We start from the raw sequence: 19,617 nt of genomic DNA, 5'->3' as shown, positions 1-19,617 counted from the left end.
AAATTATTTTTTATTCCGGCGGTTGTAGTTTTTATCACCACGGGTTTTTGGCTTTTTATACTTTTTAGCGATTTCCCTGCGGTAGCTTCCACCTTGATTAACTTTCTTGTTTTTTTCACTTTTCTCGTGAAAACTTGCACCTCGCTCGTCATTGCGTTTTGCAGGATTATTAATTTCTACATATTCAGGTTCTTCTTCAGGCAGGAGACGTATTGAAATCTCTAAATCTTCAGGTAATTCAAATCGGTTGATTTTCATACCCATCAACGCTTCAATTTCTTCAAGCTTTTCAAGTTCAGAAGGCGTACCCATCAGAATACTTTTCCCGGTCTCTCCAGCCCTACCGGTACGACCTATACGATGCATATAATTTTCAGGAAAACGAGGTACATCCATATTAAATACGTGGGTAACCTGATCTAAATCAAGACCACGGGCCATTACATCTGTAGTTACTAAAATTCGGTAACTTCCTGCATCAAATTGCCCAATTGCATTTATACGGTAGTTTTGAGTTTTATTAGCGTGTATTACTCCTACTTCGCTTCCGTAAACCTCATGTAGAACGGTGTATAGTCTGTCTGCGTGCTTTTTATTAGAAACAAAGACAAGGTTTTTAGAATATTCCTGTTTGTCTTTTAAAAGCTTTATAAGCAGATTTGCCTTTGTGTAAAAGTTGGGCAATTCATAATATCGTTGCTCAATAGATTCTAGTGGAGTACCACTTAACGCTACCTGAATACGTTCTGGAGCCGTAAAAAAGGTGTCCATTAGTTCATCAACTTCATCGGTCATCGTAGCCGAAAACATAATATTTTGTCTGCGCGGAGGCATCAGATCAAAAATATTAACCAGTTGATATCTAAAACCAAGATCAAGCATTACGTCTACTTCATCTATAATAAGCTGTTTAACAGATTTAAGTTCTAGATTACGACTTACAACAAGATCATACAAACGCCCTGGTGTGGCAACTACGATATCACAACCCTGCGCCACCTCTTGCCTTTGTATATTAATATTTGCACCACCATAAATACCTAAAACTCGAATTGAGCTGTATTTACCATAGCTTTCTATCTGCTCCACAACCTGTATAACCAGTTCACGAGTGGGAACCATTATTAAGACACGCGGATTAACTTGCTTTGAAAATTTTAAACCTTCAAGTATAGGTAGCATGTAAGCAAAAGTCTTACCGGTACCTGTTTGAGCAATACCTACAACATCGCGTCCAGAGCGCACAACCGAAAAGGCTTCTTGTTGTATAGGAGTGGGTTGTGTAAAGCCAAGATCTTCTATGGCGTATCGTAATTGCTTATTTATTTTAAAATCTTCAAAAGACTGCATGTAAGTAATTTTGCCGCAAAGGTACGTTTTTAAACCTGTAGGTTTTTCCAGAATTTAAAACCCATTTATCGCTACAGCGGAAACTAGCCTAAGAAGGAATCTGTTGACTCAAACAATGTAAGGTTCCCAGTCCCCAAATAAGGTCAAGTGCACCAATGCCTATTATTTTTTTATCTGGAAAAATTTCTGCAAGCGTATTTAACGCAATTCGGTCATTAGGGTCATTAAATGTAGGTACCAAAACAGAATTGTTAAGTATCAAAAAATTAGCATAACTCGCCGGAAGCCTTAATTTCTCATAATCTATTCGTTTAGGCATAGGCAATGTAATGATTGTAGGACTGCTTCCATCCTCAAGCTTTGCCTCTTTTAAACGTATGAGATTTTCTTGTAGTGGCGCGTAATTAGCATCTGAAGGATCTTCCTCTACCACAGCTACAATAGTTGTAGCATTTACAAATCTGCAAATGTCATCTACATGCCCGTGTGTATCATCACCTGCAATACCTTTATTTAACCATATGGTATTTGTAATCCCAAAGTAGGTATAAAAAATAGCCTCATAATCTTCTTTAGTGAAATCGGCATTACGCACTTGAATCTCAGTATCGAGCAGGCATTCTTCAGTAGTGATTAATGTTCCTCTACCATTTGTGTCTATTGCTCCTCCTTCAAGAATTACAGATTTACCATTATAAACTACGGGTGTTAGGGGTATTCCTAAAAATTCTGAAACCCGTTTCGGAATTAGCTTATCTAGACGGTAATTCCCATACTTTGCCCAGCCATTAAAATTAAAATTTAAAGCTTCACGTTCTCTATTATTTTTAACTATAATAGGGCCGCTATCGCGCATCCAGCTTCGGTTTGTTTTTTGTACAATAAATGTAACCTTACTTAAATTAGCGTGTGCAGCCTCGAGAAGTTCGACAACTTTAGCCTTAAGATTTTCACTCTTTACAATTAGAAAAACTGTTTCAGTCTCTGCTATTTTTTTAATAAAATCTGCAAACACAAACTGAATGGTTTGATATTTTCCGGGCCAGTCGTCTCCATTGCTCGGAAAACACAATAAAATTCCTTGCTGATTTTCCCATTCTGCCGGTAAACGTCTGGTGTTTTTCATATTTAATCGAGTGCTCGCTTAGTTATTTCTCCGTAAAAATCTATTCTTCGATCTCTAAAGAATGGCCAGTTTTGGCGTACATTTTCTTGTAAATCGAGATCTACTTCAGCCATTAAAATCTCTTCTTTATCTGCAGAAGCCTGTGCTAAAATTTCACCCTGGGGCCCACAAATAAATGATTGTCCCCAAAACTCAATACCCTTTGTACCCGGTACATATTGCTCTAGACCTATACGATTTGCTGCAGCTACATATACCCCATTTGCAACGGCGTGACCTTTCATAACATTCATCCACGCTCCGTGTTGATTAACCCCATACTGTGCTTTTTCTTGCGGATGCCAGCCAATTGCTGTAGGATAAAATAAAACTTCCGCCCCTTGAAGTGCGGTTAGTCGAGCCGCTTCCGGGTACCACTGATCCCAACATATTAAGGTACCCAGATCGGCCTTTTTAGTTTTTATAGTTTTAAAACCCAGATCTCCCGGTGTGAAATAAAATTTCTCATAAAAATGAGGATCATCGGGAATATGCATCTTTCGGTATAATCCTGCCTCGGTACCGTCTGTATCAATTATATAGGCACTATTGTGGTAAATACCACTCATTCTCTTTTCAAAAAAGGGGACAATCAACACTACTCCCAGTTCTTTAGCAAGCGCGCTAAATGCTGTAAATGAAATATCATAAAGAGGTTCTGCATATTTAAAATTTGCTACATCCTCATCCTGACAAAAATAATGGCTGCTATACAACTCTGGTAAGCTAATAACTTCAGCCCCTTTAGCCGCAGCATCACGCACCCACGATTTACACTTTTCAAGGTTATTTTCTGGAGTGTTATTTAAGTTCAATTGCAATACTGCAATCGTATATTTTCTAGCTTTCATATGAAACAAGTTTACTAATTAATTTGATTCTCAACTCAAGATAAATATTGAATATTAAGGCTCTGTGCAATAATTATTTTATTATTATTTAAACGCAGTAAAATTGCAAAATGTTTAAAAAGAAATAACTGTTTTTAACTAATCTACACTTCAAAACATTACTTGATGATTTTGAAATGTATTTCAAAGTCAAAAAGAATGCGGTCTGCAGAAAAATTCCGTTTTTTGCAAAAAAAGTTTTTATGCAATCCCAGATAGATAAAACCACACTTCTAACTACGCTAAAGACCTATTTTGGTTACGATAGTTTTAGAAATCAACAGGCTGAAATTATACAAACGGTACTTGATGGGAAAGATGCTATCGTTATTATGCCTACTGGTGGTGGAAAATCTATTTGTTTTCAGCTGCCTGCATTGTTATTTAAAGGTTTTACGCTGGTAATATCTCCATTAATCGCGCTGATGAAAGATCAGGTTGATGGGTTAAAAGCTAATGGTATTGAGGCAGACTTTTACAACAGTAGCCAGACTGCACAAGAACAGCAAGATATTATTGCACGTGCTGCAGAGGGTAAATTGAAGCTTTTATATGTAGCTCCAGAAAGTTTATCTGGTTTAACTCCATTATTAAGTGAAACCTACATAAGTATGATTGCCATAGATGAAGCACATTGTATTTCTTCATGGGGACATGATTTTAGGCCTTCATATCAGCAATTGGGTTTTTTAAAGAAATCTTTACCAAATACGCCGGTTATCGCTTTAACGGCTACAGCAGATAAAGCAACACGACGCGATATTGCAGACCAACTTACAATCTCCAATGCGCAGCAATTCTTAAGCTCTTTTGATCGTCCTAATATAGAATTAGAAGTACGCGCAGCAGATAAGCGTTTAGATCAAATCAAACAATTTTTAAAGAAGCGACAAAACACCAGCGGTATAATCTATTGCCTAAGTAGAAAAACCACCGAGAGCGTATCTGACTCGCTAAATGCTATAGGAATAAAATCTACTTCATACCACGCAGGTCTAGATTTTGAAGAGCGCACTAGTGTACAGGAAGACTTTATTTATGACAAAACTCAGGTAGTTTGTGCGACGGTAGCTTTTGGTATGGGTATCGATAAATCTAACGTTAGGTGGGTTATACATTATAATATGCCTAAAAATCTTGAGGGATATTATCAGGAAATAGGACGAGCAGGACGTGATGGTTTAAAGTCAAACGCACTGCTTTTTCACAGTTATGCAGATGTTTTACAATTAAAGCGATTTACGCAGGGTGCAGCTAATGAAGAAGTACAGAATGCAAAGTTAGACCGTATGAAGCAATATGCTGAAGCTACAACTTGCAGAAGAAAAATTTTATTGAGTTATTTCGGGCAGTTTTTAGAAGAAGATTGTGGTAATTGTGATGTATGTAAAAATCCGCCTCAATTTTTTGATGGAACCGTAATTGCACAAAAAGCATTGTCAACTATCGCCAGAGCTAAAGAAACTCAACCTATAGGAACCTTAATTGATGTGCTTAGAGGAGCTAAAAATGCAGCTGTATTAGATAAAGAATTAGATAAATTAAGTACTTATGGTATAGGTGCAGATATATCGTGGAAAGATTGGCAACATTATTTTTTGCAATTAATAAATCAGGGATATTGTGAGATAGCTTTTCATTTGCGTAATAGCTTACACCTTACCCCATCTAGTAAAGCAGTTTTATTTGAAGAAAAAAAAGTTAGACTCACGCAACCGGTTGATAACCCTACTCCAGAAGTAATCACCGCAGATAAACCAAAGTCTAAAAAAGCCAATGCCCTGTTTGAAAAGTTACGCACGCTTCGGGCGGAAATTGCCAAAGAAGAAAATATTCCTGCATATCTTGTTTTTAGCGATAAAACACTTCAGGAAATGGAGCGTGTACGACCTACTACCGAAATGGAACTTTTAGAAATAAGTGGTGTAGGTCAACGTAAATTAGAAGTTTATGGTGATGATTTTATAAAAGCTATTCTGGAATTTCAGTCTGAAAAACTAAAGAAAAAAGGAAGTAAAACCGCTACCCATCAGGTTACTTATAATCTCCTTAAAGAAGGCCTTTCTATTGAAGAAATATCAAAAAAGCGTGACTTAAAAGACACAACCATTTATTCACATATTGCCAAATTAGCTTTAGATGGAGAACCTATTGATTTGTTACAGTTTGTAAGCAAGAGTGAAGTAGAACAAATTAAAAAAGCAAAAATTGCCCTTGAAAATCCTGAAACCTTAAAGGCCTATTATGAATATTTTGAAGAAAAGATTGAATATCATAAGATAAGATTGGGGTTATCTATTTTAGAAATGTCTAACCTCTAACGCACCTGTTCTATAGTACAAAACGAGTCATAGCCTGCTGCAGCACCCGCAATACTTACATTGACTAATGAGTATAACCTAAAATCTATTTTTTCACCGGCGGCCAACTGTACCAAGGTAGATACAGAACGTGTAGGTGGTGAGACATTTGTTAATACTACTGAAACATTAACAAAACGTTCTTCGGCTATTTTTGTTGAACTTGTGCCGGCAGAATTAGTTTTATAAATAGCCAAACCTAAATCACCCACACTAAGGCTTGAAGTTTTTATCTGCGCAGCGACGCGATATATACCCGCATCTGTTGCTGTAAAAATACCTGTTGTAGCATCAAATTCATTTTTAATATCAAAATCTTCAGAATTAAAGACAATCGGAATATATGATAATAGAGCTACAGCAAAATTTGACGTTAATTTTGCTTTTACGAGCGATTTTTCAACATTAGCTAATATTTTTTTTGCTGCCACACGATGTAATACTCCCCTCCCATCAAAAACAGCTATAGAATCTTTAGCTGCAAAATCATTACCTTCATTATAATTGCGCACTCGTAGGGCACCATTCACATCAAGCATAACATCTGGATGAGGCACAGTCGTTCCGATTCCTACTTGAGAAAAAAGTGATGCAGAATACAGAATAAATAGTATTAATATTTTACGCATAATACCAGCATTTAATAATTAATCTAAATTCTCAATAAATGCGTTTAAAAGCAAATAATACAGTTTAAGTGCTTTATTAATTTTGAAATGATTAACTAAAACATTTTACTAAACACGTTTAGCACATGTAATTATCCAAGTTAAATTGGGAGTTACCTGTTTGTACAAGTATTAATTTAAATTTGTAAGTATATTCTGTCGTTAATAATTCATAAAAATCGCAATTTTGAATATTTTACTTGTAATTACCTATGAATTTTTAGACTTTCCCTAATTTGTATAGAATTGGCCTAATTTTTAAACTACTCTACGACTTTTGACTCAATTTTATGCTTATTTATAATCGGATTCTGCCGTAAATAGCTAAATGTGATGGTTTAATTTAAGATTACTTAACGGAGTTTTAGCAAATAATTGACGCTGCTAAGATTTAGCATGAATTACTTTTAGAAAAAATAGACAAATGATAAAGCCAGATACACAAGTACCCGAATTAGAAATTGACTTAATTAATGATACTACCTGGAAATTAAGTGCACAGAAACCTGAAAAATATACTTTAATTGTATTTTACAGAGGTCTGCACTGTCCTATATGCAAAAAACAACTTCAGGATTTAACTTCTAAAACAGAAGATTTAAAATCGAGAGGTGTAAACATTATTGCAATAAGTATGGATACCCAGAAAAGAGCTAAACTTTCTCAAGAAAAATGGGAAACCGGTAACTTACCAATAGGCTATGGATTAAGTGAAGATAAAGCTCGTGATTGGGGATTATACATTTCACACGCCGTTAAAGATGCCGAACCCGATGTATTTTCAGAGCCTGGTATGTTTTTAGTTCGTGCCGATGGCACACTATATTTTTCTTCTATACAAACCATGCCTTTTGCAAGACCAGATTTAGAAGCCGTTTTAAAATCTATAGATTTTGTAGAGAAAGAAGATTATCCCGCTCGTGGAGGAAAATAGAACGTATTTTTAATTTAAAAAAACGCCCTGTAAATTATATTTACAGGGCTTTTCATTTTTACAGCAAACTTTTTTTGATTTACTTTTTTCTATTTAAGAGTACCTGTTCAATATCATTGAGACCAAAACCTTTTGCCTTAAGAAGTATTAAATAATGAAAAAGCAAATCTGCACTTTCATTAAGAAACAAATTATCGTCATTATCTTTTGCTTCGATAACTACTTCAACGGCTTCTTCTCCTACCTTTTGAGCTATTTTATTGATTCCTTTTCTAAACAAATCTGCAACATAGCTTTTCTCGTTATCCTGATTGGCTTTACGTTCTGCAATGGTTTTTTCAAGATCGCTAAAGAACCCAAAATCTTGTGTATTTGTATCACCCCAGCAATTATCTGTGCCTGTATGACAAGTAGGTCCTTGTGGATTTACAGTGATTAATAAAGTATCATTATCACAATCATTTTTTATAGAAACAAGATGTAAAAAATTACCACTTTCTTCACCTTTTGTCCATAAGCGTTGCTTACTCCGGCTAAAAAAAGTAACCTTCTTAGTCTCATTTGTTTTGAGATAGGCCTCCTCGTTCATATAACCTAACATCAATACCGTTTTAGTTTTGGCATCTTGTATAATTGCAGGAACTAAACCCTTCTCATCATATGTAATTTTCATAATACTGGTATTATTTCGCAGCTGCGAAATTTCTAGTTATATCCTTACCGGAATATTTTTATTTTTTAATTCGAGTTTTAACTCGGGAATATCAATCTCGTGAAAATGAAATACACTTGCAGCCAGGGCTGCATCAGCTTTCCCATTTACAAATGTATCTGTAAAGTGTTGCATATTTCCTGCTCCACCCGAAGCGATAATTGGAATGTTAAGCAACTCGCTCAATTTTGCTAACGCCTCATCGGCAAATCCATTTTTAGTACCGTCGTGGTCCATCGAAGTAAATAAAATCTCCCCGGCTCCACGCATTTCAACTTCTTGTGCCCACTCAAAAAGATCTAATTCTGTAGGCACTTTACCGCCTACTAGATGCACCGTCCAATTTCCTTCAATCTGTTTTGCATCAATGGCCACAACAACACATTGCGAACCAAACTTAGCCGCAAGATCATTGATTAACTGCGGATTTTTAACTGCGGAAGAGTTTATAGAAACTTTATCTGCACCATTCTGAAGCAAAATATCTACATCCTCTACAGAAGAGATACCACCACCTACTGTAAACGGAATATTTATTTTTTCAGCAACGCGTAACACTAAATCGGCTAAGGTCTTACGACGCTCCTCAGTTGCCGAAATATCGAGAAAAACGAGTTCGTCTGCGCCTGTTTCTGCATACTTAGCAGCCAGTTCTACAGGATCACCGGCATCGCGTAAATCGACGAAATTAACCCCTTTTACAGTTCTTCCGTTTTTGATATCTAAACAAGGTATAATACGTTTTGTAAGCATTTTATATCTATTCTTTAATTTCCGCTTGGGCGGAAAACTCATTTCTAACCGTAATTATTTATTCAGAATAAAACCTTCTAACTGCTTCATCGAGATTCTACCCTCATAAATAGCTTTGCCTATTATGGTTCCTTCACAGCCCAGTTCTGCCAATTTTGGAAGTTCATCAAAATGCGAAATTCCTCCTGAGGCGATAAGTTTTAAATTTTCAGTTTCTTCTAAAATACGCTTATATAAATTAAAAGAAGGTCCTTCTAACATCCCGTCTTTACTGATATCTGTGCAAATTACATACGAAACACCTTCTAACTGATAGCCTTGTATAAAAGGAATCAATTCTTCTTTTGATTCTTCTAACCAGCCACTTACCGCAACTTTTTCATCTTTAGCATCAGCTCCCAAAATGATTTTTTGATTTCCAAATTTTGACAACCAACTCTTAAAAGTCTCCCGATCTTTAACGGCAATGCTTCCACCGGTAATTTGGTTTGCTCCACTTTCAAAAGCCACTCGTAAATCATCATCAGTCTTTAAACCGCCACCAAAATCGATTTTAAGGCTGGTTTGCGACGCGATTTGCTCTAAAACCTTATGGTTTACAATATGCTTGCTTTTAGCACCATCAAGGTCTACCAGGTGTAAATACTGTATTCCGTGGGCTTCAAACTCTTTAGCAACCTCAAGCGGATGTTCATTGTATATTTTTTTGGTATCGTAATCACCCTTAGAAAGGCGCACGCATTTACCATCTATGATATCTATAGCCGGGATTATTCTCATTCTATAATCTATAATTCATTATTTATTGTTCCTATTTCAAAGTGTTAAGCTCTAACGTTTAAACTTTGAACCCTTAAATTCAGAATTCTTGAGGTAATTCATAAAACCACCTATTTTATTTTGTAATTCTTGGCATTTAGAGCTGCATTCATCAAACTGATTTTTCGAAATTAATGCTTTATCGAAAGATCTATAAAGTTGAGATTTCAATTCTCCGGCACTACCTTTTGAGTAACTTAAAAAAACAATAAACTCTCTGTTACCATCACGATCAAAACCTTCGGCTATATTATCCATAATTGAACCTGAACTTCTTTCCATTTGATTTCTAAGCGAATAATTTTTTCCTAAATCAGTATTTAAAAAAAGCTGCTCTATATCAATACATATTAAACGTGCAAGTTGCCATATTTCTAAATCCTCAAAGCGTTTAATCGTACCCATTTTTTAATAACGAATTAGAAATAATAAATTCTAAATATTTAAGAAATTCTTCAAAATCTGTTCTCCAACAACACCAGACTTCTCGGGATGAAATTGCACGCCGTAAAAATTATCTTTTTGTAATGCGGAAGCATAATCTAACTCATAATGCGTTGTCGCGATCATCTCCTTGCATTTTGGTGCATAAAAACTATGAACCAAATACATATGCGCATGCTCAGGAATATCTTTAAATAACGGACTTTCTAAACTCGAAATTTCATTCCATCCTATTTGCGGTACTTTGACACTTTTTGAGAATTTGATAACTTCTGTATCAAATATTCCTAAACCGGTTGTATCTCCTTCGGTTGAATGTTTACACATTAGCTGCATACCCAGACAAATACCTAAAACAGGTTGCTTTAATGTTGGGATTAGCTTATCTAATCCGGTAGATCGCAGTTTTGCCATCGCACTACTCGCCTCTCCTACTCCCGGAAAAATCACCTTATCGGCAGCTTTAATTTCTTCAGCATCATCAGATAGAACTGCTTCAATTCCCAACCGCTGAAAAGCAAACTTGATACTTTGTATGTTTCCGGCACCATAATTTATAATTACTAATTTCATTTTTAAATCTTAGGTTTTGCTTCTGCTTACAACATCCCTTTGGTGCTGGGTAATATCATTTTTTCTGAGTCACGTTTTACAGCCACTTTTATTGCTTTCGCGAAAGCTTTAAAAATCGCTTCAATCTTGTGATGCTCGTTGGTTCCTTCTGCCTTTACATTAAGGTTTGCTCGTGCACCATCTGTAAACGATTTAAAAAAGTGGTAAAACATTTCAGTAGGCATTTCACCTATTTTCTCTCTGTTAAAATCTGCTTCCCAAACCAGCCAGTTACGACCACCGAAGTCTATCGCTACCTGCGCTAAGCAGTCATCCATAGGTAAACAAAAACCGTAGCGCTCAATACCTAATTTATTACCCAAAGCTTTAGCAAAAACTTCTCCCAGCGCAATTGCTGTGTCTTCAATGGTGTGGTGTTCATCAACTTCCAGATCACCATCTACGTGAATTTTCAGATCCATAGAACCGTGACGTGCTAGCTGATCTAGCATATGGTCAAAAAAGGCCAGACCGGTTTTAATATCGCTCTTTCCTGTTCCGTCAAGGTTTAATTCAATTTCAATAGCAGTTTCATTTGTTTTTCTTGAAATGGTAGCGGTTCTCGCTTCTAATTTTAAAAACTCATAAATCTTTTGCCAGTCATTACTCTCAAGTGCAATTACTGCGTCGAGTTCGTCACGTTTTACGGTTATTTCTGCTGTACCTAATTCGGTATTATCGTTGATAAAAATCCCTTTAGCACCCAGGTTTTTAGCCAATTCTATATCTGTAAGACGATCTCCTATTACGAAACTATTTGCAAGATCATACTCTTCAGAAAAGTACTGCGTTAGCATTCCTGTTCCCGGTTTGCGGGTATTTGCATTCTCGTGCGGAAACGTACGATCTAAATAAACTGCATCAAAAACAACCCCTTCATTTTCGAAGGATTTCATAATAAAATTATGCACCGGCCAGAAGGTATCTTCGGGAAAAGAGTCGGTACCCAGACCATCTTGATTGGTAATCATAACCAACTCGTAGTCGAGCTCCTGAGCAATTTTACTCATATAGGTAAAAGCTTTAGGATAGAAAATCATCTTTTCAAATGCGTCTATTTGTTCATCTACAGTTTCTTTAATTAAAGTTCCGTCACGATCTATAAATAAAACTTTGCGGCCGGTATTGTTTGGGTTAGAATTCATTATTGTATTTTATGCAAGTTCTTTAAGAGCAGCTATTAATTTTTTATTTTCTTCTGATGTTCCCACAGTAAATCTCAAGGTGTTTTCGCACAATGCCTGCGTACTTCTATTGCGAACAACAATTCCTTTTTGTATCAATTGATCATATCTTTTGTTAGCATCATCTACGCGTGCAAGTACAAAATTAGCTTCAGAAGGAAATACAACTTTTACAAAATCTACTTCAAGTAATACTTTAGATAGCGCGTCTCTTTGTGTTATAATTGAATTAATTTCATTATTTATGGATTCAGAATCTAATATGCGCTCAAGTGCTCTTTTCTGAGTAAGTTCATTAACATTATACGGTGGTTTTATCTTATTAAGTACTGCTATAATTTCTGCGGAAGCATAACAAATACCAAGTCGAATTCCTGCTAAACCATACGCTTTAGACAAGGTTTGAATAATTACCAAATTAGTATATTCATGGAGTTGAGTTGACCAGCTTTCGCCTTCTGCAAAATCTATATACGCTTCATCTACAATTACGAGTCCTTTAAAAGATTCTAACAGGGTTTTTATAGCTGCTGCTTCAAAGCTATTTGCTGTAGGATTATTAGGCGAACATAAAAAAATCATTTTTGTCTGATGATCTACCTGATCTAAAATCTTAGTCACATCTGGCTGAAAATCGTGAGTGAGTAGTACTTCTCTGTTTGCTATGGCATTTGTAGCCGCTAAAACACCATACATTCCGTATGTGGGAGGCAATGTAATCACATTATCTACATTAGGCTCGCAGAAAGCTCTAAATAGCAAATCAAGCACTTCATCACTACCATTACCTAATAAAATTTGATTTACAGGAACGCGTTTTGCAGTAGATAAATGCTGTTTTAAAGTGACTTGCTGAGGATCTGGGTACCTGTTTACTCCATTATTATAGGGGTTCTCATTTGCATCTAAAAACACCATATCATCGTGAAAATCCTTAAACTCATCTCGAGCTGAGGAATAGGGCTTCAATTTAGCCACATTATCACGTACCAATTTTTCTAAATAGAATGTTTGATTGGGCATTAGTTCTCTTATTTAAGTTTATTTAAACGCAGCGTAACCGCATTTTTATGAGCTTGTAAACCTTCTGCAGCTGCCATAAGTTCTATTGCGTTACCTATATTTTGTATTCCTTCTGGCGACAATTCCTGAAAGGTCATATTTTTCATAAAACTATCCAGATTTACACCGCTGTATTGTTTTGCATAGCCATTAGTGGGTAAGGTATGATTAGTCCCCGAGGCATAATCACCGGCGCTCTCAGGTGTGTAATTACCAATAAAAACAGATCCTGCATTGGCAATATTATCTACATAATATGCATTGTCAGCTGTTGCTACTATAAAGTGTTCAGGACCATACTCATCTATAAGTTCAAGTGCAATTTTATGCGTTTCAACAAAAATTAATTTGCTGTTAGCAATGGCTTTTTCTGCTATTGCTTTTCGAGGAAGCACTTCAAGTTGTTTTTCCAGTTCTTTTTCTACGGAACTAATTAGATTTTTTGAAGTAGAAACTAAAATTACCTGACTATCAACTCCGTGTTCTGCCTGGCTCAGTAAATCTGAAGCCACAAATGAAGCATCTGCAGTATCGTCTGCCACGACTAGTAATTCTGAGGGTCCGGCTGGCATGTCAATACTCACATTATATTTCGTAGCCATTTGTTTAGCAACCGTTACAAATTGATTACCAGGGCCAAAAATCTTATATACCTTAGAAATGGTTTGAGTTCCAAAGGTCATCGCACCAATAGCTTGAATACCTCCTGCTTTGTAAATTTTGTCTATACCGCATAAATGTGCAGTAAATAAGATAGCCGGATTAATATTGCCTTCTTTATCTGGTGGGGTGCATAATACAATCTCTTTACAACCTGCAATTTTAGCAGGGATTGCAAGCATCAAAATTGTAGAAAATAAAGGCGCAGTACCCCCCGGAATATAAAGACCAACTTTTTGTATAGGTCTCTTTTCTTGCCAGCAGTTTACACCAGCAGTAGTTTCTACACGTACCGGAGCAGTTTTTTGAGCTTCATGAAATCTTTCAATATTACCCTTAGCTAAACGTATCGCCTCTTTTAAATCAGAATCTAAATTTGTGACGGCAGCTTCAATTTCAACAGAAGATACTTCAAAATTGTTTATTTCAATACCGTCAAATTTTTTAGTATAAAAATTTACAGCCTTGTCTCCTTCTGCCTGTATCGCTTTATAAACTTCAAGAACAGTACCTTCTATCTGATCATAGGTTTGAGTAGGTCTTTCTAATATAGCGGCCCACGTTGATCGTTCTGGATTATCTATTTTAATCATAGCGACTGATTTTCAAAATAAATTATAAGACCATTTTTTCGATATCGCTAACCAAAATACCCTGTGCACCGGCATCTTTTAGATTATCAATTACCTCCCAGAATGCCTGTTTGTCAATTACAGAGTGAACACTACTCCAGCCTTTTTCGGCCAGTGGTAATACGGTAGGACTTTTCATTCCCGGTAGCATTTTTATGATATCATCAAGACGTTCATTAGGTGCATTGAGCAATACGTATTTGTAATCACGCCCTTTTAAAACTGCTTGAATTCTAAATAAAAGTTTATCTAAAATTACCTGACGATCTGTATCTATCTTAGGAGAAACAGCAAGTACTGCCTCAGACTTCAACATTACTTCTACTTCCTTGAGATTGTTCTTAAATAGCGTACTTCCACTTGAAACAATATCACAAATCGCATCTGCTAAGCCAATATTAGGTGCAATTTCTACCGAACCGTTAATGATGTGTAAGTCTGCTTTCACACCAAATTGTGATAAATAATTTACTACAGTATTGGGATAGGAAGTTGCTATTTTCTTTCCTTCAAAATCTTTAACCGAGTCATACTTCGTTCCTTTAGGTACGGCAAGCGAAACACGGCATTTTGAAAATCCTAGCTTTTGAGCAATTGAAATATCATCTCCTTTTTCAATCAATACATTTTCTCCAAGAATAGCGATATCTACTACTCCATCTCTTAAATATTGCGGAATATCCCCATTTCTTAAGTAAAAAACCTCTAGAGGAAAATTTGCAGCACTTGCCTTAAGTTGATCGCGGCCATTATCTATAGAAACTCCGCAGTCTTTTAAGATTTGTAAGGATTCTTCATTAAGTCTACCCGACTTTTGAATAGCAATTCTAATTTTTTGTGTCATTTTTTCTTTATTATGCCTAAGCTATTCAAACAGAAAACCCGTTTGAATGACTCAAACGGGTTACTGTTATTTATAAGCTAGCTATACACAACATTTCTACCTCGCCTGAACGCGTGAATAAAAATGATGATGATGTAAAGCTGTTCTTTTCATATAGAAATGCGAATTTATAAAAAAAAAGAATAAACCTATATATGATTCGGATTGTTTTTAGAAGTAAAGTAAATTATTTAGTGTAAAGTATTATTTTTGAATAAATTCAATAAGGATGAAGAATTTTTCTATTGCTTTTTTAGTGTTTTTAGGGTGGTGTGCTATAGGCTTCTACTTTTTAAAAGCAAGCGATGCATTAAACAGAAGAAGTATCTTTAGCAATTATTTTCCACCTTCGCAAAATTCAGGTATTAATTTTGATCAATTGGATAGTTTAGAAAGTCAAAATACACTAATTAAACAAGAACTTGAAGATTCTAATATCAATTCTTTTGTTGAAAGCAATTTAGCCCGCGGTAATGAGCAGCTTATAGAAACATTAAGTAAAAGCATAGAGGCAAAAACCCGTGCTATAGAAAAGGATAAAGAACGCTTGAGAGAAGCAAAATTAAATGCTGAATCACGCAAAAAAAACACTGTATCGCGACGTGTAGATTATACATTTTATCCCGAATTTTCTATAGGTGGTAGAGTTGTGGATGATAATTCTTCTCAGGAGTTTTTAGATTACATTAAAATTAGACTCGAGAAAAAGCCGAATGCAAAAATTAAAATAATAGGGTATACAGATTACGTAGGTAGTGATATAGATAATTATAAAGTAGCTTTTAAAGAGGCAATTCAAGTTAGAAATTATATCTTAGTGCGGTTAAAATTACCTGAAAATCAAGTTTTTGCATATTCTAAAGGTGAAAATGATCCTATTGTTTTAAATACAAATGAATTTGAAAGAAAGAAAAATAATAGAATAGAAGTAATTATAGAATGACCCATTATATACTTTTTATCCAGAAAAATTCAGATATGATTTCAATTCCATTGATTTACATAGAGGTCTTCTTTTTAATGTTAACCTCTTTTTTAATTGGTTATTTTTTCGCTTTCTTTTATCAGAAATCAAAATATCTCAGAAAAGTAAATAAGCTTCAACGTCTAATAAATCTAGATAAAACAGAAGATGATTTTGCACAAGCTCCTAGTAGCGAAGAGGACCATTTTGAAAAGTTCCGTAAAGTTGCTAAACTTAAAAATTTAGGTAAAAGCAAAAAGAATCACGTAAAAGAGAAAACTGTTTCTGTTGTTAATGATGGTGAATTAGATTTTGAGAGAATAGGTACAGCAGATGAGACTGATGCTGATAATCTTCAAAAAATAATAGGTATTGGTCCTTTTACGGAAGAAAAATTAAACAATATAGGTATTTATACGTTTGAACAAATAAGTAAGTTTAATTCAAACGACATCGAGATTGTTACAGAGCTCATACAGTTTTTCCCAGATCGAATTATAAATGATCACTGGGTTTCTAAAGCTAAAATGCTAGCCGAAAACAAACGAAGAACGTTCAAGGAACCTATACGTATGAAAAAAGCATAAAAAAAGCCCCGAATTTTTTCCGGGGCTTTTTTTTGCTAGAAATTAGGTTTAATCATTACCTAATATAATAGGCAAACCACCATCACCAGCGCCTATAACAATAACCTTTGAATTATTAGATTTCGCCAGCATTAACGTTGCTTCTATACCTTTATCTTTTAAAATTTGATCATTTAAAGACTGACTCAAAATACGGTTTGCATCAGATTTACCTTGCGCTTCAATAACCTGTCTCTCTGCTTCTTTTTGTGCAGATATTAGTCTAAACTCGTACTCCAGAGATTCTTGTTCCTGCTTTAATTTGCGTTCAATAGCTTCTTTAATTGTAGCGGGTAATGTCACATCACGTACAAGAACTTCATCTAACTGAATGTATTGATTTTTAATTATCTTTTTGGTCTCATCAAAAATTTCTGCCTGTATAGCATCTCTTTTAGATGAATACAATTGTTCTGGTGTATATCTACCTACAACCGAACGTGCTGCAGAACGTATTGTAGGTAACAAAATCCTATTTAAATAATCACCACCTATTTCCTGATGTAATTTACCCAGATTTTTTGCCTCGGGCTGGTACCATACTGAAGCTTCTAACTTTATATCTAGACCATTAGATGACAAAACATTCATTATCTCTTTTAATTCCTGCCTACGTACTTCATAAATAAATACTTTATTCCAGGGTGCAACAACGTGAAAACCTTCTCCTAATGGAGGGGCATCTGTAACAACACCACCTCCAAAGGGTTTGTACAATACACCTGCTTCACCAGAATCTATGGTAACCGCAGATTTAGCAATTATGATGACAAGAATAATTATTCCTATAATTATAGGTATTCCTACCTTTGGTAATCTATCCATATATTTAAAATTTCAATTTATATTAATCCGTTGTATTTTCTGAGAAACCACTCTGCTGTAAGACTAGAAATAATAAGAGCCAGCAAGTAAATGAAGTTGACTAAAGGTACGCTTTTTTCCACGGCTCGCTGAATGGGTATAAAACGATCATCATTAATAAGTTGATCTACTAATTCATCTACATTATCTAAAGTATTTATATATCCATTTGTCTCCGTAGTTACCACTTGCATCTTTGCAAAATCAGCGTTCAGATTTTGGCGCTCTAGGTTAAACGGAATTAATGTAAATGCTCCAGAAGTTTTAATGCCGTTAGATAACTCGCTAATAATAAAACTATATTCTCCTGCTTCTAAATTTGTAAGGTTTGATTGATAATCATTCCCCTTAACAACCATAGGAGCTTCATAAGTATATTCAGAATTCTTATTTTGCAATTTAATTTGTAATTGAGCACCGGGATCAAATACATAATTCTGATCAAAATAACGTGCATTAAGTTCGATAGCGTTTCCACCGTAATAAAAACGCTCATAATCCACTAGTAACCGATCTCGTTTTTGATTTGAAGCAGCATATTGAACAAGTTTATCTATTAAATTGTCAAAATCTTCAAAATTAGAATTGTTTAAAAAACTTTGAATACGCCATTGAAAAATACCCGTTCCAAACAAAATCACCTCTCTTCTACCATCAGTTTCTGTTACAGCTAATAAGGGGTTTTTAGTAGAAACACCATTAACGCGTTGATAAAATAATACATCGCTATTACCGGCAATTTTAGAAGTTCCAAATTGTGTTTTTACAGGAGGATAATTTGAAAAATCCAAATCTTCTAGTTGAAAAGAAGTAAAGGATTTGTTTAGCAGTGGTTGAGATTCTTCAGTTTGATTATTTAACGGTAGGGAAAATGACTTCTGAATACTATTTGTATAAGTACGATTGGTTACTGTCCCAATTATCGTAAATCTATTTTTATTCAGTTTATTTAATTCAGCATATACACTTTTAAATTTAGTATCGGGTTCAAATAAAATCACCAGATCTGATTCATTTATGTCTTCTGATTTGATGTTGATTACTTCTTTTAATTCTACAGAACGTAATTGATTGCTTTCAATACTTTTTTTTAGTGTACCTAAATCAGGATGCAACACCGAATAGACTATCAAAACTTTAGAGCGTTGATCAATCACTTCAACAGCAAAATTCTTTGTATTGTTTTCTGTGTTTTTTTCATTAGAAATCGCGCCTATGGTAGCAGCATAATTCTGAACACCTATTGCGTTGGCTTTTAGAAATAAATTAAAGCGTTGTGTATTTTGCGAGGCAGAAAACTGTTTGTTTTCTTTAAAAACTACAGAACCATTTTTTGTAATGGAGAGTTGCGCATTTATTTCGTTGTCACCCTGATATTCAGCAATAATCTCAACTGGAAATTCATTATCTAAGTAAGCATACTTATTTACATTAGTACGTATGATTCTTAAATCTTCGTATTGCGTGGTGTCCCCCACAACTAGAAAATTTACAGCTGTATTCTTTATGTCTGTTGAAATATAACGGTAGTTGCCCCCTAAATTAGCGTTACCATCTGTAATGAGCAGCGGCGTGTATGTTTGATCCTTATATATTTTATTTAAGGTCTGAAGAGCTTTTGAAATGTTTGTCAGCTCATCTGTAAAATTAATACTATCAAGTGGTTTAATATTTTCACCAAAAATATATTGATCTATATCAAAGCGTTTGTTTAGTTGCTCATTAGTAACAAATTTTTGAACCGTATTATTTACATCTTTTGAAAAACCTAAATAATCTATAGAATTAGAATTATCTACAGCTAGAGCCAGCTTAGGTTTAACAGTTGTGTAGGTTACCTGTTTAAATTCAGGATTTAATAATAGTAGAAGTACCGAAAACAAGGTGATAAAGCGTAAGCTACTTAAAATAAGCCTAAGCTTTTTTGAGCGTTCCGGTTTGTAGAAATAAAAAAATATGGCAGTAACCAATGCTATTATCCCAATAAGGATAATGTATAGAATAGTGGATACTGCCATAAATTAGTACATTTTAT

The 19,617-nt window shown here is 35.0% G+C and carries 19 protein-coding genes; 4 read left to right on the top strand and 15 right to left on the bottom strand.

The genetic code is table 11. The features are described 5' to 3' along the window. Window positions 1-3: 3 nt before the first annotated feature. The 3 genes from ACEN25_RS02585 to ACEN25_RS02575 all read right to left on the bottom strand — a co-directional run bounded on the left by ACEN25_RS02585 (window position 4) and on the right by ACEN25_RS02575 (window position 3,366). Window positions 4-1,350 (bottom strand): DEAD/DEAH box helicase, encoded by a 1,347-nt coding sequence (locus tag ACEN25_RS02585; protein ID WP_441801513.1) that lies wholly within the window; start codon window positions 1,348-1,350, stop codon window positions 4-6. Between the two features lie 88 nt (window positions 1,351-1,438). Next, the gene (locus ACEN25_RS02580) at window positions 1,439-2,476 is read right to left on the bottom strand and encodes an agmatine deiminase family protein (protein ID WP_441801512.1); all 1,038 of its coding nucleotides are present in this window, start codon (window positions 2,474-2,476) and stop codon (window positions 1,439-1,441) included. A gap of 2 nt (window positions 2,477-2,478) precedes the next feature. After that, window positions 2,479-3,366 carry a carbon-nitrogen hydrolase gene (locus tag ACEN25_RS02575; RefSeq protein ID WP_441801511.1) on the bottom strand — a complete coding sequence of 296 codons (888 nt, stop codon included), beginning with the start codon at window positions 3,364-3,366 and terminating at the stop codon, window positions 2,479-2,481. 242 nt (window positions 3,367-3,608) lie between these two features. On the opposite strand from ACEN25_RS02575, the gene recQ reads away from it, so the two are divergent. Next, the gene (gene recQ, locus ACEN25_RS02570; protein ID WP_441801510.1) at window positions 3,609-5,726 is read left to right on the top strand and encodes a DNA helicase RecQ; all 2,118 of its coding nucleotides are present in this window, start codon (window positions 3,609-3,611) and stop codon (window positions 5,724-5,726) included. Here the strand turns inward: recQ and ACEN25_RS02565 are convergent. Next, the gene (locus ACEN25_RS02565; protein ID WP_441801509.1) at window positions 5,723-6,394 is read right to left on the bottom strand and encodes a C1q-like domain-containing protein; all 672 of its coding nucleotides are present in this window, start codon (window positions 6,392-6,394) and stop codon (window positions 5,723-5,725) included. The two genes, recQ and ACEN25_RS02565, sit on opposite strands and share 4 nt — an antisense overlap. Window positions 6,395-6,857: 463 nt before the next feature. Between ACEN25_RS02565 and ACEN25_RS02560 the strand changes: the two genes are divergently transcribed. Beyond that, window positions 6,858-7,367: a peroxiredoxin-like family protein gene (locus tag ACEN25_RS02560; protein ID WP_441801508.1), complete on the top strand. Its 510-nt coding sequence runs from the start codon at window positions 6,858-6,860 to the stop codon at window positions 7,365-7,367. Between the two features lie 79 nt (window positions 7,368-7,446). Here the strand turns inward: ACEN25_RS02560 and hisIE are convergent, their stop codons facing one another. Genes hisIE through hisG form a run of 9 tightly spaced genes read right to left on the bottom strand, consistent with a single transcriptional unit; the run spans window position 7,447 to window position 15,089 of the window. Beyond that, on the bottom strand, window positions 7,447-8,043 hold the full coding sequence (gene hisIE / locus ACEN25_RS02555) for a bifunctional phosphoribosyl-AMP cyclohydrolase/phosphoribosyl-ATP diphosphatase HisIE (RefSeq protein ID WP_441801705.1): 597 nt from the start codon (window positions 8,041-8,043) through the stop codon (window positions 7,447-7,449). Window positions 8,044-8,076: 33 nt separating this feature from the next. Beyond that, window positions 8,077-8,832, bottom strand: coding sequence for an imidazole glycerol phosphate synthase subunit HisF (gene hisF, locus ACEN25_RS02550; RefSeq protein ID WP_441801507.1), 756 nt, complete (start codon window positions 8,830-8,832; stop codon window positions 8,077-8,079). A gap of 54 nt (window positions 8,833-8,886) precedes the next feature. Continuing rightward, entirely contained in the window at window positions 8,887-9,612 is a 726-nt protein-coding gene (gene hisA / locus ACEN25_RS02545; RefSeq protein WP_441801506.1) for a 1-(5-phosphoribosyl)-5-[(5-phosphoribosylamino)methylideneamino]imidazole-4-carboxamide isomerase, read from the bottom strand. Between the two features lie 51 nt (window positions 9,613-9,663). Beyond that, on the bottom strand, window positions 9,664-10,056 hold the full coding sequence (locus ACEN25_RS02540) for a four helix bundle protein (protein WP_396511897.1): 393 nt from the start codon (window positions 10,054-10,056) through the stop codon (window positions 9,664-9,666). A 30-nt stretch (window positions 10,057-10,086) separates the two neighbouring features. Continuing rightward, entirely contained in the window at window positions 10,087-10,668 is a 582-nt protein-coding gene (hisH, locus tag ACEN25_RS02535) for an imidazole glycerol phosphate synthase subunit HisH (RefSeq protein WP_441801505.1), read from the bottom strand. A 26-nt stretch (window positions 10,669-10,694) separates the two neighbouring features. Further along, window positions 10,695-11,852, bottom strand: a complete 1,158-nt coding sequence (hisB, locus tag ACEN25_RS02530; RefSeq protein WP_441801504.1) for a bifunctional histidinol-phosphatase/imidazoleglycerol-phosphate dehydratase HisB — start codon at window positions 11,850-11,852, stop codon at window positions 10,695-10,697. A 9-nt stretch (window positions 11,853-11,861) separates the two neighbouring features. After that, entirely contained in the window at window positions 11,862-12,914 is a 1,053-nt protein-coding gene (gene hisC / locus ACEN25_RS02525; protein WP_441801503.1) for a histidinol-phosphate transaminase, read from the bottom strand. A gap of 8 nt (window positions 12,915-12,922) precedes the next feature. Then, the gene (gene hisD, locus ACEN25_RS02520) at window positions 12,923-14,206 is read right to left on the bottom strand and encodes a histidinol dehydrogenase (RefSeq protein ID WP_441801502.1); all 1,284 of its coding nucleotides are present in this window, start codon (window positions 14,204-14,206) and stop codon (window positions 12,923-12,925) included. Window positions 14,207-14,228: 22 nt separating this feature from the next. Then, window positions 14,229-15,089, bottom strand: a complete 861-nt coding sequence (gene hisG / locus ACEN25_RS02515; protein ID WP_441801501.1) for an ATP phosphoribosyltransferase — start codon at window positions 15,087-15,089, stop codon at window positions 14,229-14,231. A 268-nt stretch (window positions 15,090-15,357) separates the two neighbouring features. Here hisG and ACEN25_RS02510 point away from each other — a divergent pair, with 268 nt between their 5' ends. Beyond that, window positions 15,358-16,071: an OmpA family protein gene (locus tag ACEN25_RS02510; RefSeq protein ID WP_441801500.1), complete on the top strand. Its 714-nt coding sequence runs from the start codon at window positions 15,358-15,360 to the stop codon at window positions 16,069-16,071. A gap of 35 nt (window positions 16,072-16,106) precedes the next feature. Continuing rightward, the gene (locus tag ACEN25_RS02505; protein WP_441801499.1) at window positions 16,107-16,679 is read left to right on the top strand and encodes a hypothetical protein; all 573 of its coding nucleotides are present in this window, start codon (window positions 16,107-16,109) and stop codon (window positions 16,677-16,679) included. Window positions 16,680-16,727: 48 nt separating this feature from the next. On the opposite strand, the gene ACEN25_RS02500 is transcribed toward ACEN25_RS02505, so the two are convergent. Beyond that, complete coding sequence (locus ACEN25_RS02500; RefSeq protein ID WP_441801498.1) at window positions 16,728-17,543, bottom strand: prohibitin family protein; 816 nt, start codon at window positions 17,541-17,543, stop codon at window positions 16,728-16,730. A 17-nt stretch (window positions 17,544-17,560) separates the two neighbouring features. Then, entirely contained in the window at window positions 17,561-19,600 is a 2,040-nt protein-coding gene (locus ACEN25_RS02495) for a vWA domain-containing protein (protein ID WP_441801497.1), read from the bottom strand. Window positions 19,601-19,617: the final 17 nt, after the last annotated feature.

The organism is Leeuwenhoekiella sp. W20_SRS_FM14, from assembly GCF_052119605.1.
In the GTDB taxonomy this organism is placed as follows: Bacteria; Bacteroidota; Bacteroidia; order Flavobacteriales; family Flavobacteriaceae; genus Leeuwenhoekiella.
This window is presented reverse-complemented; position numbering and strand designations above follow the sequence as displayed.